Raw genomic sequence first — 14143 nt, 5'->3', positions numbered from 1 at the left:
GTCTCGCATTATTTTTAATGCATGACAATGAACGTCACTTTAAAGTTTAGATGAATACCTTTAATGAATAAAATTTTACTTGCTTGTTCTCTAACAATTGTTTTGACCGCATGTGGTTCAGATTCTTCATCAGATGTTAAGCCACTTCCTCCTGTAGAAGGTACGCCAATCACTGAACCCTGTTTTGTTGATTGCGGTGATGGTGGGGACAAGAATCCTGGTGAAGGAGAGACTCCTATTACTGATCCTATTATACCTCCAGTAGAAGGTACACCAATTACAGACCCTTGTTTTGTTGATTGCGGTGATGGTGGGGATAAGAATCCTGGTGAAGGAGAGACTCCTATTACTGAACCTCTTCCTCCTATACCTGATACAGAGATCGCTGGTTTATTGAATAATTTCGACGATAAGCGCTCTGCTATAGTGACACTGATATCTGTAGGTAATGATACACAGCTAAAAACTACTTCTATCGACTCCAATGGAGAGTTTCATTTCAAGGGGCTCAATAAAAACCAAGATTATATTATTACAGTCAGCCAAGGTGGTTACCACTTTCAAAGCATTCAAGATTCTTTGAATCGTCGTGATTCTAGCTCTTCAATTATTATTCAGCCTGGTAAAAAAGTTGAATTTGATGGTGAAATCATCGATGGCTTAGAGCAAGGGAGATATAGCTATTATTGGTCTGAAGATGTAAATGTTTCTGGACGGGAACATTCTTCTTACATTAATGAGCCACTACCAATTGAAATTACTGGCCCAGATTTTAGTGATGTTGATTCTCATGCAAGTATTAACCTGTTCAATATGTTTGGAATTAGCTTGTTGGATACCGATGTAAATTGGACTCCAGAGCATGCTTACAGGTTATTTGAATCACTTTTAAGAACAGGCCTAGAAACTTTACCAGGTGAAAGTGGCGATAATAGTGACAATAAAAAATTTCAAAGCCAATGGGAGTTAACTGATGAATATATCCATAATGATATTGAAATTATTAAAAGAGAAGGTCAACAACCACTAGTTAGAATTTATAGCGAAAGTTTTACTTACGCATCACCAGTCATTGCGACTGTAGACGGTAAGAAAGGCAAATTTTACTCTAATAGGTTATTTAAAGCTGGTGTGCGGTTTTTTACCGACAATGGAAACGACATAGAACTTGCTGCAGATATATTGAAAAATAGATACGGTATAAAAATTGCGGTCGACGCTAATTTTGAAGGATTATATCAAACAATACCTGTCATTGAAGAAGACCGTTCCCCAAGTGTTTGGCAAATGTTTCAGCCATCTGAGCTTATTGAAATTATTGCTACTTTTGAAGAATTTCCTCCTGGAATGCATGATTTAAGCTTCCCGAATGAAGATGATGGCCTTCGCTACTTGTTAAGACGCCGTAATGGTTTGCCTCATCCGCTCTATGCACAAGCTCCGGCAGTCGCTTGGACAAGTGCTCATTATATTGAATATATGGAGTCAGCTTTTACACAATTTTTTGCATCTGATATTCAACGCCTAGTGATTCATGAGAAAGCTCATTTTATGTGGGATCATGTTTTTAGCTCAGAGTTGAAATATGAATGGCTTAAGCAGTCTGGCTGGTATATTCCTGGAAATGGTGATGGTGACTGTACTTCTTGGCAAGCGGATAGAAATAAGTGGGTACCACAGAATGTTGATCCAGATACTTTAGAGATAAAAACTGAAGCTCATGATCACCCTCCTTTAAATGGAGAGCCAATTATTGATAAAGATTGGGCATCATGTAGCACAACTGAGTTTGTTACAGCCTACTCTGCCCAATTAAACCCAAATGAAGATATGGCCGAAAGTATTGCTTTCTTTCTAAATAATCCAGATTTATTGCGCTCGAGATCTTTGCCTAAGTATGAGTTTATTCGTGACTATATTATGCAAGGATCTATTTACCTTAGTGTAATTCGTCCAGATCTAACTTTTGAAGTACTGAACTTATATCCAGATTATGTCTATCCTGGAAAAATTAATGAAGTAAGCATCACTGTTGATGGTGGTCCTTCTGATGAGAAATTAGTCAGAGTACAACTTGGTTTACATACTAATGAACAATGTGGTGATGTAGAAGAGGAATACTGCTTTGAGGGGGCTGCACAAGCATACATGAGATTATACAGCCCTATAGGCACTTATCATGATCAGTACTTGGTACCTGTTAATGGTGAAACTTTGGATTCACAACTTTATGCTGAATTTACATTGCCATCTATGGCTGCAGCGGGTTGGTGGACTCCTAAGGAAATTGTAGTTACAGACCAAGTTGGTAACAGACGAATCGAGAAGTTTAGTAGCTCAGATTATGGCTGGCGTTTATATGTTAATAACCCTGATGCTGACTATACACCACCTGAATATGTAGCAAATAGTATGTCTCTTAAATTATTCAATCATGAGTCTGAGAATTTGCCTTTTGAAATTCATGATGATGAGCAGATTTTACAGGTCTCTTGGTTAATTGATGAGGATCGCTCTATGGATGGAGGGAATTGTTTTACAAGAATAGCTAATATTAGTGCGGATAGAGAGTGGGGCTTATATAGCCATGATCTTTATGCTTATGAGATTCCTGAAGTTGATGACCCAGAAGCTTCGCATCTATGTGAAATAAATTGGTTAGTCACTCGGTTTACTCCACCAGGTGATTACTCTCCTGCATATGTGTCCATGCGCGACAATGCATTAAATCATGGAAGAGCAGATTTTGCTTTTGATCATCCGACTTATGAAAACCCAGTGTCACTGAAACTGGAAGGTAGTACGCCAGATATACAAGCACCTGTTTTAGAAGCTGAAGCTTGTCAAAGTGACGATTTAGAAGAGCGTTGTTTACGTATTGTTGGGGAACCTTTAAACCCTGAAAAACCAAATGGTGAAACAAGAGTTAGAATTTACTATTGGGCTTATGAAGATCAGCCAATTTCTAATGCATCTGGACTCGCTATATCGGGAATTCGTTTACGAAATCCTCAAGGTCAAGAGTTTCATTATTGGCATGGAGATTCATCTAATGGTTTAGAGGGGCATTCACCTAATTCTCATACAAGATACTTCTCATGTCATGCTCACGCACTTGAAAAAATTGAGCACTGTAATGCAACAACCCCAATTCAATATATTTTTGAAACTATTTTGCCAGTGGGTTCAGCCCCAGGTACTTGGGGGTTAACTGAGTTAAATATTAAGGACTTTGCCGGAAATCAACGCAAATATGTTTTTACTGAAACTTTAAGGTTTGATGTTGAATAGATTGAAAATAATCTTAATCAATCTTTGGGTTAGTTCTTTGTGTGTTAATGGCGTCAGATATAATTTAATCAGCTGTCTAGGTCACTTTTAAATAAACATAAAAGAATTAAGAATGCAGTTTTGATCAGATTTCAATCTCATACAAATGGCGTCCATCTGGGCGCTATTTTTTTATACCTTGTGGAGTGGCGATTCAACTTGAATCGCCACTGATTTCCTAGACACCTTTTAGTTAGATATGGACTTAGGGAGCCTAAACAGTTTAACCAGTTCTGTTGGCCAAATTTTAGTAATGTGACCATGTGTCTATAGGAGTACTATCAAATTTTAAGAGAATTAAAATAAACATCAACTAAACTTCGAAACTTTGAGCTAAATACTCGACAAATCGATTCTCGAAAAATAAAATTCAAACACTCTTATACCAATGACAGTAGTGACCAAAAATGACTGAAGAATCAAAAGGTCTTTTCCTTATAAAAGCTGAATATAATGCCGAAATTTGCATGTTTGCAGATATTCGAGGGATTGGACCTAATCAGTACACTGCGAAAATGCTTATTGAAAACATGAAGGAGCCGCTCGACATACTTATTAACCCTAAACTTTTCAAGTTTCCATCAATTGCAGCTTTGGGATACGAAAACCTCAATGATTGTATGTTTAGTCTCATCTATAACGCTATGAATACGACTAGATTCGGACTAACAGATAGGCTTCATACTGGATTCAGTGTCATAAATGGAAAGGTGGATAATTTAGTCAATGCACCTGAAGATCTTGGGCCAGACCCTCTATCGGAAAATTTATCAGAAAGAATTAAAAATGCAGAAGCAGATTGGGTTACCTTCTTTTCGTTTGGAAAAAATGAAACACAAACTGAAGGCATAGGTATCGATATTTATCACCCAGAACTTAGTCACTTATTTTTTATGCCAATAACCTATAATCATATGGACAATGGCGAGCTATATTTCTGTTTGGATGTAACACAAACCGAATTGATTATGCAAATGAATACAGCGAAGGCATTCGGCTTCGATGTCGCCTCAAAATCGATAGCAAACAATAATCAGCCAAAGGTTCAACCTACTCAAAAGACTCAACAAACTACAGCAAAGCCACAAGTTCAATCAAATGATAAAACACAAAAAGTTAGTACAAATTCAAATAACAATACATGCCCCAAAAGCACTAACATTCCTATCATATTTATAATGGTAGTTGTCATTATTGGGGTATTAATTCAAATATTAAAACCAACATCATAAAATATTTAGACTAAAAAATATTTGAATATCGTGGCCAATAAAAATTGGCCATAGACTTTGAGCTTTTCCATACTTTGTCTAACCCAAAATCAGCCATTTTTGTGACGAATCGTAACTCAAAAATGTCCTAGCCTAACCCTGCGACCTAAGGCGCTTTTGTCCCAACTATCTTTAAAAATAAGAACGGCTGACACCGTTCTCCTTTCATTTTCCACTCCAATCAGATTAGGAAATCTGCAACTGTAGAATGGCAAAAGAGCGAAAGTGTTCGAGCAAGAATGCGGAATCTTGTTAGACGTTAACTTCGTCACTGGAAATACCCACACGAACAATCGGAAGCGATCCCAAACGGATGGTACAGCTAACAGGAAAATGATAAGGCAAGGTCAAACCTTTCCTTTAACATATTTATTCATTTCGAAATTGAAAACAATATCGAAAATACACAAACAGCGGTACAAAATGTAATATCACGGATAAAATTTAGAGGAAATTTCAAAATCGTTTTTGTCCCTGCATAAGCCAACGACTCTTAGGCACTTTTGTTCCTCACCCTTTAGGCTGAAGGCAGTTGCTTTCTTTATACCACTTAATAATATCACGTGAATTTGTATTTGGGATTAAAGCTCGAGCCTGTTGTTCTTGAACGCGATTGGCTGAATTACCGTTAACGATCCATCTAAAATATTCCATTTTCACGTTATCATAGGTTTGGATTTGATCCCGAACACCCTGTTCCTCACCCAGTGAGTGATATTTCATACCTTCGATAGCGTAATAACAAGCATGATTATAAATTAGCGTTTTGTTTCTATTTTCCATTTTAGCAACATATTCAGCTTTATTTTGTTCAACCTTAATGCGCTCAGCTTCACGCTCAGCACTCGTGGTAATACAGCCAGTCAGTGTTAGCGCTATACTAGACATAATAAGTAATGCTTTGATTTTATGGTTCATAACAACACCCTTAATAATAAAAATCACATTAGTATAAATAATGTGATTTTTAAAAGCTCCAAATAAAACTGAATAATAAGATGTTTTGTTAAGTAATACAATTTAAATATTATTAAGTATAGCTATCAACTTGTAATTAATTTCGACCTTGGTTGGAAATCGATTAAGCTAATTTAGATATCGATGATGAGAGCTGCATCATTTCAGACAAATCAGCTGCTGGGCGGCAGTTTGAGTATGCAAATTAACATGTGATTTCTTGTTGCTCATTGCTGTTCCTAGTCTCCTAGTGAATGTTTTCCTTGATAACTAGGTTCGCCAGCGGCGAACTATTCAAACATTCCTCTAAGAAACTCAAAGTGAGCTCTGTCTCACGCTCATCTAAGCCATTTCGCAGGAGGTATCTGCGTACCGAAACCAACAGAAACTCCCGCTCTGTTTCTAATTCAAATTCCTGCACACTGGCGTAGCTCAGCTCGTCACCGATGGCCTTACAGAGTTGCTTGATCAAGCTGCTTAGCCAGATCAACTGATGGTTGAAGGATGTGTTACTCATACTCTTCCTTTCTTGTCCAGATGCGACCTTATTAGTCGTATGAGTATTTAGGATCTCGGGAGGGAATTGTTGGTTTAGGGTCGATAATGTTGGAAAAATAAAGAACTAATTTATGTGAGGAATGGGGAACAATTTATCGTTGGCGCCCAAAACATTTTGTTGCGTGCACTACAAAAAGTAATCGAAAGGACACCAGATTTAATGCGGATTTTCGTCGTAGGTTTGACCAGAGTTTGACCAGAGTTTGACTATGTTTGAATTACCAACAATAAATCATTAGACACAAAAAAGCCTGTAACTCATTAAAAAGTACAGGCTTTTTTGTTTTAGAATGTGGTCGGTATGAGAGGATTCGAACCTCCGACCCCTGACACCCCATGACAGTGCGCTACCGGGCTGCGCTACATACCGATTTTATCCAAAGCAGCAAAGACTTGGGGTCTGCTCTGAACACGCCGAACTTTATCAAGTCGTTTGCGCCAGTGCAAGCCTTTCAACTGCGGAGCATGATCGACTGGCTAGTTTATAGTCGTTAGCCCTCTTAGCCTAAGTACTAGGTCGCTAGTGATTATAGAAACGACGCCCTTCGCGCATTACCTGAATGAGTTCAGGTGCACTAATCTTCTTGTTGTGAAGGCGCTTCCTATAGTCACGATCATAGATACGATATTTGCCGTGTCTGTCGATCACAGTGATCTCATCTTCTTGATAGATACCAAATACCAAGTTATCGCCAATATAGGTCCAGTTTTCACTCTGAGGCTGCAAAATACTGCGCCCGGCGCTGTAGTCGGTGGCCTTATTAGTGCAATCAAGCAGCTGGGTCATTAGGGTCGGTACGACACCATAGTGGCTGCTAGGGTAGCTGACCGTCTTGTCGTACTGCATATCGGGCCAGTGGATGATCATTGGCACATGCACATTCGCCGGAGACAGATTGCCCCGTTGGTTATCGTTGTCGCTAGTAAAGGCTTTACCTGATACGCCTGTGATCATGACAAAGGTACTGCTTGGCAGACGTTCGAGCAGGCGTTGTAGCTGCTTGTCGATAAAATTCAGTGATTGGCGATATTGATTAAACAGTACCTTTTGCGCCGGTTTCAGCGGCGTCGCAGGTTTCACCGTCTCAATGCCTAAGAAGCCTACGGGCGTGTCGTAACTGTCTGGGCTTTGCAGATTGATCAGGGCAAACCAGGGCTTGTCCTGCTGGGTCTGCCACTGATTAAAGCTATCGATAGACTGAATATCGGCATCAGCGACACCGCTGCTAAGGGAATGCAGGTGCGGCGTAAAGTCTTGATAGATGGCCTGAGGCACCTGATTCTCCATCTCTGGGGCGAACCTAGCTAGGCTGTAGCCAAGCTTAACCAGCTCCTGGGTAAAGACGGGTGGGCGGTAGTTAAGATCTTCGGCGGTAATATAACTGCCTTGCAGGCCATAGAGCAGCGAGAACATGCCACTGGCGTGCATATTGCCACCGCTGAGATGCTGCTTAAATTCATGGTTAGCCTGGCCATATGTATACAGGAACGGCATGGTCTCTTTGTCTACCAGATCGGCTCTGAAGCCATCGATGGCGATGACTAACATATTGATGTCAGTGCCGGCGCTGCATTGCAGTGGCTTAATAGGGTAATTCAGTGTGGGTTGTAGCTTGCTTGCATCTTGCCCTATGCTGCTTTTTTCGATGCCATGGCTTTCCATAAAGGAGCGCGCCGTGGCCGGATAAGAGAGCGGGTAAGCGTCATCCAGACGAGTGATCTCTGTAATGTCTGCAGCATCTGCCCAGATATGGATAAGGTGACTACTGACAAAACAGAGGCCAATCACCAGCACCACTTTGGGACCATAGTTGGACTTGCGGATCTTCTCTATCCGTTTCCACAAAAAGTTGGCTGCGGTCAGTTCGAGAATGATGATCCCTAGGGGAGTAACGATATAGGATGTGCCCTGCAACAGGGCGTTAATATCGGCCCAGGCAATGTCGAACACAAAAGGACTAAGGTGCAGGCCGTAGTCGTCATAAATCAGGGTGTCATACAGCAAGATACAGAGCCCTAGGGTGGCCGCAAAGGCTCCTAGCCCACGCAATATCTTGGAGTAGGGGAGTAACAAGGTGATGGGGAACAGCACCACCAGATAGACGATAAAGGCGAGAAAACTGAAGTGCCCCAGGGTGCTGATGGCCAGATAGCTCCAGCCTATCCAGGACTCGGGAGCCCCAACGGTTTCAATATAACGGACGCCGACAATCATCGCCAAGAAGCCATTGAAGAAGGCGAACCAGTGCCCCCAGCTGACTAAGCGTGACACGCGATCACGGCCCATCTCTTTTTTTCGCTCGATCATAGGGATCCGTTATTAGTTGAAATACTTGTCTATCTTAATTTTTTTTAAGGCGTATTGGCCAGTTTTTTGCGAATAAAAACAGGATTTTTACTGCGCAAGAAGGGCATCAACCTTAGCTTTTCACCGATTGCGACAAGGCTTTGGCAAATTGCTCGGCCACTTGTAGGCGAGCCTCTTCGGGCACCTTGCGGTGAAGCAGGTCGGTGACACAGTTACCCAGTACCATGAGGCTTAAGTCGGTAGGCGCCTGATGCTTGTCGAGTACCGCCAGGACCTCGGCGATAACGGCTTCTACCTGGGTGTTTGAATATTTTGATTGGATAGCCATATTTAAAATTTTTTCACTTTAATTTGAAATAGCAGCATATAATAACGGATTTCTACCAACATCACTATCGAGGCTTATGAGTATTAACGTCGAACAAGCAATTATTCACGCAATATCCCAAGATGGCGAAGGCCAACTTAGCTGTCGATTGCGCCCACAACCGCTATTAAATAGTCAGGCGGTTGAAACCATGCTCGAAGAGCTACATCAAACCTACACCAGCAAATCGGGCAAAGGGTTTGGCCATTTTGGTACCCATGGCGAAGATGGTGAAGCCAATCCCAAGTTTAAAGAGGCCTTAAGTAGTTACTTGGGTGGCGAACTGGGCTTTGTTGAGTTTTCCGGTTTGGCGGGGAAACTGTTGCAGGAAGAGTTGGCCAAATATGACTTTAGCCAAGGCGGCTTTTTGCTGATGGCCTGCTACACCTATATGACCAGTGATTATCTGTTTGTGTCGCTGCTTAATGCCAAGTCGTCGATGACTGTGCTCGACGATATGGAGCTGTCACAAAATACCCATTTGGATCTGAACAATGTGCAGTTGGCGGCACGTATCGACCTGACCGAGTGGCAGGCCGATCCTGATTCACTTAAATATATCTCCTTCGTGCGTGGCCGCGCCGGTCGTAAAGTCGCCGATTTTTTCCTCGACTTCATGGGATGTGTCGAAGGGGTTAACACTAAGGCACAGAACAAGTCGCTGATGAATGCGGTTGAAGATTTTGTCGCCAGCAGCGAGTTGACCAAAGATGAGCGTCAACAGTGCCGTGAGAAAGTGTTCGAATATTGTACTGAGCGGGTGGATACCGGTGCCGATATTCAGCTAAAAGATCTGGCGGATGAACTGGCCGATGCGGGGATGGATTCTTTCTATGACTTCGCCCAAGGCGGAGACTATGAGCTAGAAGATGAGTTTCCCGGCGATAAGCCGACCCTGCGTCAGCTGAAGAAGTTTTCGGGCACAGGCGGTGGCGTCACTATTAGTTTCGATGGTCAGCATCTGGGTGAGCGGGTGATCTATGACCCTATCTCTGACTCGATTCTTATCAAAGGCGTGCCGGCTAACCTGAAAGATCAGTTAGATCGCCGCCTTAAGGGTGGTCAGTAAGTCCATTAACCTTATGATGCTTAAAGTGGGTCGGCTGGCTTAAGTGTTAAACGCTTGAGCCTGCGCGACTTGCTAAAATATCGCAGATGAGTTGAAATTATCTGTTGAAACTACTGGGTCCTCCGGCCGTTTGCCGATGGGACCAACTAAGGTGGACTGTTTTTCTGCCTACGGAGCGTAAATGCAACTTTTTGTTAGAGATTTAACCGTAATCGATTTTTCATACCTTTGCCCAATCCGTGGCATGGTAGGGGAGAGTTGGATTGTCGATGTGCTGCTCGATGGCGGCCTTGATGAGCAAAATATGGTGCTGGACTTTGCCAAGGTCAAACGCACGATAAAAAACACCATCGACGATGTTGCCGACCACAGATTGCTGATCCCCACGGCCTGCGCCGAAGTCAGATGGCAACAGCAAGGCGACCGTGTGTGGATGGATTTCAATAGCCTCCAGGGCGATATCCATCTTGCCTGTCCGGCTCAGGCCTTTGCCCTGATCCCAACCGAGATCATCGATTTCGAGAGCGTTAATGCCTTCTTGCAAAAAGCCTTAAAAGAGGTGTTGCCAGAGAATGTGCAGGGTATCGCCCTGACGCTGCGCAACGAGCTGCATGAAACCCCTTACTATCATTATTCTCACGGCCTGAAGAAACATGACGGCAATTGCCAGCGTATCGCTCACGGTCATCGCAGCCCCATCAATGTGTTTGAAAATGGCATCGCAGCGCCTAAATGGGATGAGTATTGGGCCCGCCGCTGGAAAGATATCTATCTGGGATCTGAAGAGGACTTAGTCGAGGTCGATGAGCTGGAGTTGTCACCACAAACCACGGTAAGCGATGAAACTCATTATGGTTTTCACTATGTGGCACCCCAAGGCGATTTTCAGCTGGCCATGCCTAAGAAGCGCTGCGAGATCATTCCCCACGATACCACGGTAGAGCTGCTCGCAGACTTTATTGCCACAACCCTGGCAACTGAAAACCCTGAGAGTGACTTTAAGGTTATTGCCTATGAAGGGGTTGGCAAAGGCGCCATTGTGTCGAAAGGTATGAAGCGTTAAGAGCAAAGGAGATTGATTTGAACTGGTTGCGAGCAGTCGTTGGATTAGTGTTACTTGGTACCGTCACTGGCGCCTTAGCCGAGGTGAGTCTGAGTGGCAAGATGGAGCAGGGGGCGCTTATTCGCGGCCAAGCCCAGTCTGGGACTCAGGTCTGGTTAAATGGTGAGCCGGTCAAGGTGAGTCCCGAGGGATTGTTTGCCTTCGGTTTCGAGCGACAAGCCCCGCTTGAGCAGCAACTCAAACTGGTCTATCCCGATGGCCTGACGCAGATCATGCCGCTCAAGATAAGCGAGAAGGCCTATAAGATCGACAAGGTTAATGGTATCGCTAAGAAGATCATGAAGCCTGATCCAAAGGCGCTGGAACGCGCGGCGAAAGATAGCAAGCAGGTTAAGGCCGCTCGGGAAACCTTCTCGAGCCAGACCGCCTTTTCACAGCCGTTTATCTGGCCTCTGACCGGGCGGATCTCAGGGGTTTATGGCAGTCAGCGGGTATATAACGGCAAGCCGGGCAATCCTCATTATGGTGTCGATGTGGCGGCGAAGACGGGCACAGTCGTCGTGGCGCCGGCCGATGGGATTGTCACGCTTTCTGTCCCCGATATGTTTTATTCTGGTGGCACGCTGATTATTGATCATGGCTATGGTGTGAGCTCAAGCTTCTTGCATCTGAGCAAGCTTTATGTCGAGCCGGGCACCCAGATTAAACAGGGTCAGCCAATCGCCGAGGTGGGGGCTACCGGTAGGGCGACGGGGCCGCATCTCGATTGGCGTCTTAACTGGTTTCAGATGCGCCTCGATCCCGTCACAGTCGTGCCGCCCATGGCCAGCGTGGTAAAACAAGCCAAGTGATCAGTGTCGTAACCGCGTGATATCACTATAAAGCGACCTGAGGGTCGCTTTTTTTATGGCATTTATTATCTCCATTTACCGTTTCGTCATTTGGGTGATCGATACCCAAGGGGATTACGTATCTTTTGCATCAGGTTTAAAGACTTGAGTGCGCTAGGTCATTAACCGTTTAACTGTTAATTCCTGATTTATAAGCCTCGACTCTTTAAGCACTAATTTATCAAGAGATAATCCGAGAGTAATTGTGATTAAAGACCATGATAGCCAATCGCCTCGAGAGGGGCGCCAGAGCCAAATACCTGCACCCGCGGCCGAGCAAACCTTGGCAGTGTTCCCTTTGCCGCTGTTTATCCTGCCAGGCGGCGTGCAGCGACTGAAAATCTTCGAGCAGCGTTATATCAACATGGTTGCCCAGGCCAGTCGTCAAGGGGGCTTTGTGATTGCTCGCTACGATAAGCAGTTTGCATTTAATGTCCCTAATTGGGGCACTAAGGTGGAGATAGTGGATTTCCACACCAGCGAAGACGGTCTCTTGGTGATCGATGTTAAGGCGATGCATCTGGTGAGCCTTGATGGCTTTTATCAGCAAGAGGATGGATTGTTGATGGCCAAAAGCCGCTACCGTGCTCACTGGCCGGACGATAGTCCGCTGACGAGAAGCGGTGAGCTGGGCCAGGCGCTGCAAGAACTGTTTGCTCAGCATCCTCAGCTCGCTGAGCTGTACCCGCAACCACAATTTAAGCAACTGGATTGGGTCTGCGCTCGCTTTTTAGAGATATTGCCTTTATCTTTGAATGAGAAAGAGAAATTTATTTTGCCAGGCAGTTTTCGTCAGGCGAAGTCCTTTCTCGATACATTAATTTTGGGACAAGACAAAATTAATTGATCCTTGTCGCTTGCGCCAACGTATTGCTCCTTAAGTTTGGGTCATACGTGAGTAGAGATGCAGCAAATAACTAGTGCAAGCGCTCCAGATAAAGGGAGTGTAAAAATTAACAGTCACCTTGAGACGCAGGTGCCGGCTGAGCTGTCGAGCTGGCTCACCTTAGTCGCTCAGACACGGGATAAACAGGCCTTTACCGAGCTGTTTCACTTTTTTGCACCCAAAATAAAACGCTTTGGGATTAAGCAGCTAGGCAACGAAGCCCAGGCAAGCGAACTGGTGCAAGAGACAATGAGCAATGTATGGCGCAAGGCTCATCTTTATGATGGCGACAAAGGCGCAGCGACCACTTGGGTCTATACCGTGATGCGCAACGCCGCATTCGATATGCTCAGGCGGGTAAAGGCGAAAGCCGAGGTTAACCTGGGTGACGACATCTGGCCCCTAGAGCAGGCTCAAAGCCAGGTTCAAGAGGAGGTTGCAGAATTTTCCGATCACCTGATGGAAAAGCAGATGCTCGCCTATGTAGACAGCCTTCCTGAAGCTCAACGCGCCGTGGTTAAAGGCGTGTATTATCAAGAGCTTTCTCAAGAGCAATTAGCACAACAGTTTGGTGTCCCCATTGGAACGATAAAGTCCAGACTCAGACTTGCCCTAGCGAAACTTAAACAGCAGATGGGAGACCAGCAGCATGATTAATTACCATCCCAACTCTGACGTCTTGGCGCAATTTGTCGCCGGTACCTTACCAGCTTCCGTATCCGTCGTGGTGGCCAGCCATGTAGAGCTTTGCGACCAGTGTAAACTGGCCGTGCAGGCTCTCACCGAGCAGGCCGCCATCGACGTCTTCGGCGAGATGACTGACGGGGTGACTGATGCGACTGAGCAGACCCAAGCCATAGAGGCGCTGTTTGATGACCTGGACAACTCATTGGGTTTTGAGGATTCATTGGGTGTAAGTAATTTAAATAGTTCCACTACAGTAGATGAGTTTGATGATTGCATCGCGGCCATCACGGCTCAGGAGAGTGACGACACTCGTCAGTTGCCACAAACCGTCACCGAAATTGCTGTCGCTGGTCAACGTATCCCGCTGCCAGGGGCGCTGAAATCTATCGCCTTGAAGGAGTGGCAAGGACTTGGCAAGTTATCTCGCTCACGTCTGGCGCTGGATGATGGCGAACTCAGGATGAGCCTACTGCATATAGACAAAGGTGGCAGCGTACCTTGTCATACCCACAAAGGGTTTGAGATCACTCTGCTGCTACAGGGTAGCTTTAGTGATGAGATGGGTGAATATCATAGAGGTGACTTCATCTGGCTTGATGGCGAACATACTCATCAACCCGTTACTCAAGAGGGGTGTGTCTGTCTAACTGTGTCCAGCGACGCCATTCATTTCACCCAGGGGATGAGTCAACTCTTAAACCCCATAGGACGATTTATCTACTAATCTCTGATAAGGCCCAATGTGCTAAGTGGAGGA

12 protein-coding genes and 1 tRNA gene are annotated in these 14143 nt (G+C 44.4%); 8 read left to right on the top strand and 5 right to left on the bottom strand.

All coding sequences use genetic code 11. The features are described 5' to 3' along the window. Window positions 1–63 precede the first annotated feature (63 nt). Together CFF01_RS12030 and CFF01_RS12025 are read left to right on the top strand one after the other, a co-directional pair. On the top strand, window positions 64–3291 hold the full coding sequence (locus CFF01_RS12030; protein WP_088904944.1) for a carboxypeptidase-like regulatory domain-containing protein: 3228 nt from the start codon (window positions 64–66) through the stop codon (window positions 3289–3291). A 446-nt stretch (window positions 3292–3737) separates the two neighbouring features. Next, window positions 3738–4562, top strand: coding sequence for a hypothetical protein (locus CFF01_RS12025; protein ID WP_088904943.1), 825 nt, complete (start codon window positions 3738–3740; stop codon window positions 4560–4562). A gap of 549 nt (window positions 4563–5111) precedes the next feature. Here CFF01_RS12025 and CFF01_RS12020 read toward each other — a convergent pair. The 5 genes from CFF01_RS12020 to CFF01_RS12000 form a co-directional block, all read right to left on the bottom strand. After that, window positions 5112–5519 carry a hypothetical protein gene (locus tag CFF01_RS12020; protein WP_157704989.1) on the bottom strand — a complete coding sequence of 136 codons (408 nt, stop codon included), beginning with the start codon at window positions 5517–5519 and terminating at the stop codon, window positions 5112–5114. 286 nt (window positions 5520–5805) lie between these two features. Then, window positions 5806–6075: a hypothetical protein gene (locus CFF01_RS12015; RefSeq protein ID WP_088904941.1), complete on the bottom strand. Its 270-nt coding sequence runs from the start codon at window positions 6073–6075 to the stop codon at window positions 5806–5808. Window positions 6076–6409: 334 nt separating this feature from the next. Next, window positions 6410–6486: transfer RNA gene (locus CFF01_RS12010), tRNA-Pro, on the bottom strand. 150 nt (window positions 6487–6636) lie between these two features. Continuing rightward, the gene (locus CFF01_RS12005; RefSeq protein WP_088904940.1) at window positions 6637–8424 is read right to left on the bottom strand and encodes a DUF3413 domain-containing protein; all 1788 of its coding nucleotides are present in this window, start codon (window positions 8422–8424) and stop codon (window positions 6637–6639) included. A gap of 112 nt (window positions 8425–8536) precedes the next feature. Continuing rightward, window positions 8537–8752 carry a YejL family protein gene (locus CFF01_RS12000; protein WP_088904939.1) on the bottom strand — a complete coding sequence of 72 codons (216 nt, stop codon included), beginning with the start codon at window positions 8750–8752 and terminating at the stop codon, window positions 8537–8539. A 76-nt stretch (window positions 8753–8828) separates the two neighbouring features. Here CFF01_RS12000 and yejK point away from each other — a divergent pair, with 76 nt between their 5' ends. The 6 genes from yejK (at window position 8829) to CFF01_RS11970 (ending at window position 14110) form a co-directional block, all read left to right on the top strand. Beyond that, window positions 8829–9860 (top strand): nucleoid-associated protein YejK, encoded by a 1032-nt coding sequence (gene yejK, locus CFF01_RS11995; protein WP_033540027.1) that lies wholly within the window; start codon window positions 8829–8831, stop codon window positions 9858–9860. 181 nt (window positions 9861–10041) lie between these two features. Then, window positions 10042–10923, top strand: a complete 882-nt coding sequence (locus tag CFF01_RS11990; RefSeq protein WP_088904938.1) for a 6-carboxytetrahydropterin synthase — start codon at window positions 10042–10044, stop codon at window positions 10921–10923. 17 nt (window positions 10924–10940) lie between these two features. Then, the gene (locus tag CFF01_RS11985) at window positions 10941–11774 is read left to right on the top strand and encodes a M23 family metallopeptidase (RefSeq protein WP_232479432.1); all 834 of its coding nucleotides are present in this window, start codon (window positions 10941–10943) and stop codon (window positions 11772–11774) included. A gap of 244 nt (window positions 11775–12018) precedes the next feature. After that, window positions 12019–12660, top strand: coding sequence for an LON peptidase substrate-binding domain-containing protein (locus CFF01_RS11980; RefSeq protein ID WP_088904937.1), 642 nt, complete (start codon window positions 12019–12021; stop codon window positions 12658–12660). 57 nt (window positions 12661–12717) lie between these two features. Beyond that, window positions 12718–13356, top strand: a complete 639-nt coding sequence (locus tag CFF01_RS11975; RefSeq protein WP_033540024.1) for a sigma-70 family RNA polymerase sigma factor — start codon at window positions 12718–12720, stop codon at window positions 13354–13356. Further along, entirely contained in the window at window positions 13349–14110 is a 762-nt protein-coding gene (locus tag CFF01_RS11970) for a ChrR family anti-sigma-E factor (RefSeq protein ID WP_033540023.1), read from the top strand. Before CFF01_RS11975 ends, CFF01_RS11970 begins: the two co-directional genes overlap by 8 nt. The last annotated feature ends 33 nt before the right edge of the window (window positions 14111–14143 follow it).

The organism is Shewanella marisflavi (assembly GCF_002215585.1).
In the GTDB taxonomy this organism is placed as follows: Bacteria; Pseudomonadota; Gammaproteobacteria; order Enterobacterales; family Shewanellaceae; genus Shewanella; species Shewanella marisflavi.
Note: the sequence above shows the minus strand (reverse complement) of the source record. Positions and strands in the feature narration are given on the sequence as shown.

Coding starts and splice junctions, on each gene's coding strand:
- CFF01_RS12025 (WP_088904943.1), top strand. CDS start 3,738: ATGACTGAAGAATCAAAAGGTCTTTTCCTTATAAAAGCTGAATATAAT.
- CFF01_RS12005 (WP_088904940.1), bottom strand. CDS start 8,424: ATGATCGAGCGAAAAAAAGAGATGGGCCGTGATCGCGTGTCACGCTTA.
- CFF01_RS11990 (WP_088904938.1), top strand. CDS start 10,042: ATGCAACTTTTTGTTAGAGATTTAACCGTAATCGATTTTTCATACCTT.
- CFF01_RS12020 (WP_157704989.1), bottom strand. CDS start 5,519: ATGAACCATAAAATCAAAGCATTACTTATTATGTCTAGTATAGCGCTA.
- CFF01_RS12000 (WP_088904939.1), bottom strand. CDS start 8,752: ATGGCTATCCAATCAAAATATTCAAACACCCAGGTAGAAGCCGTTATC.
- CFF01_RS11970 (WP_033540023.1), top strand. CDS start 13,349: ATGATTAATTACCATCCCAACTCTGACGTCTTGGCGCAATTTGTCGCC.
- CFF01_RS12030 (WP_088904944.1), top strand. CDS start 64: ATGAATAAAATTTTACTTGCTTGTTCTCTAACAATTGTTTTGACCGCA.
- CFF01_RS11975 (WP_033540024.1), top strand. CDS start 12,718: ATGCAGCAAATAACTAGTGCAAGCGCTCCAGATAAAGGGAGTGTAAAA.
- CFF01_RS12015 (WP_088904941.1), bottom strand. CDS start 6,075: ATGAGTAACACATCCTTCAACCATCAGTTGATCTGGCTAAGCAGCTTG.
- yejK (WP_033540027.1), top strand. CDS start 8,829: ATGAGTATTAACGTCGAACAAGCAATTATTCACGCAATATCCCAAGAT.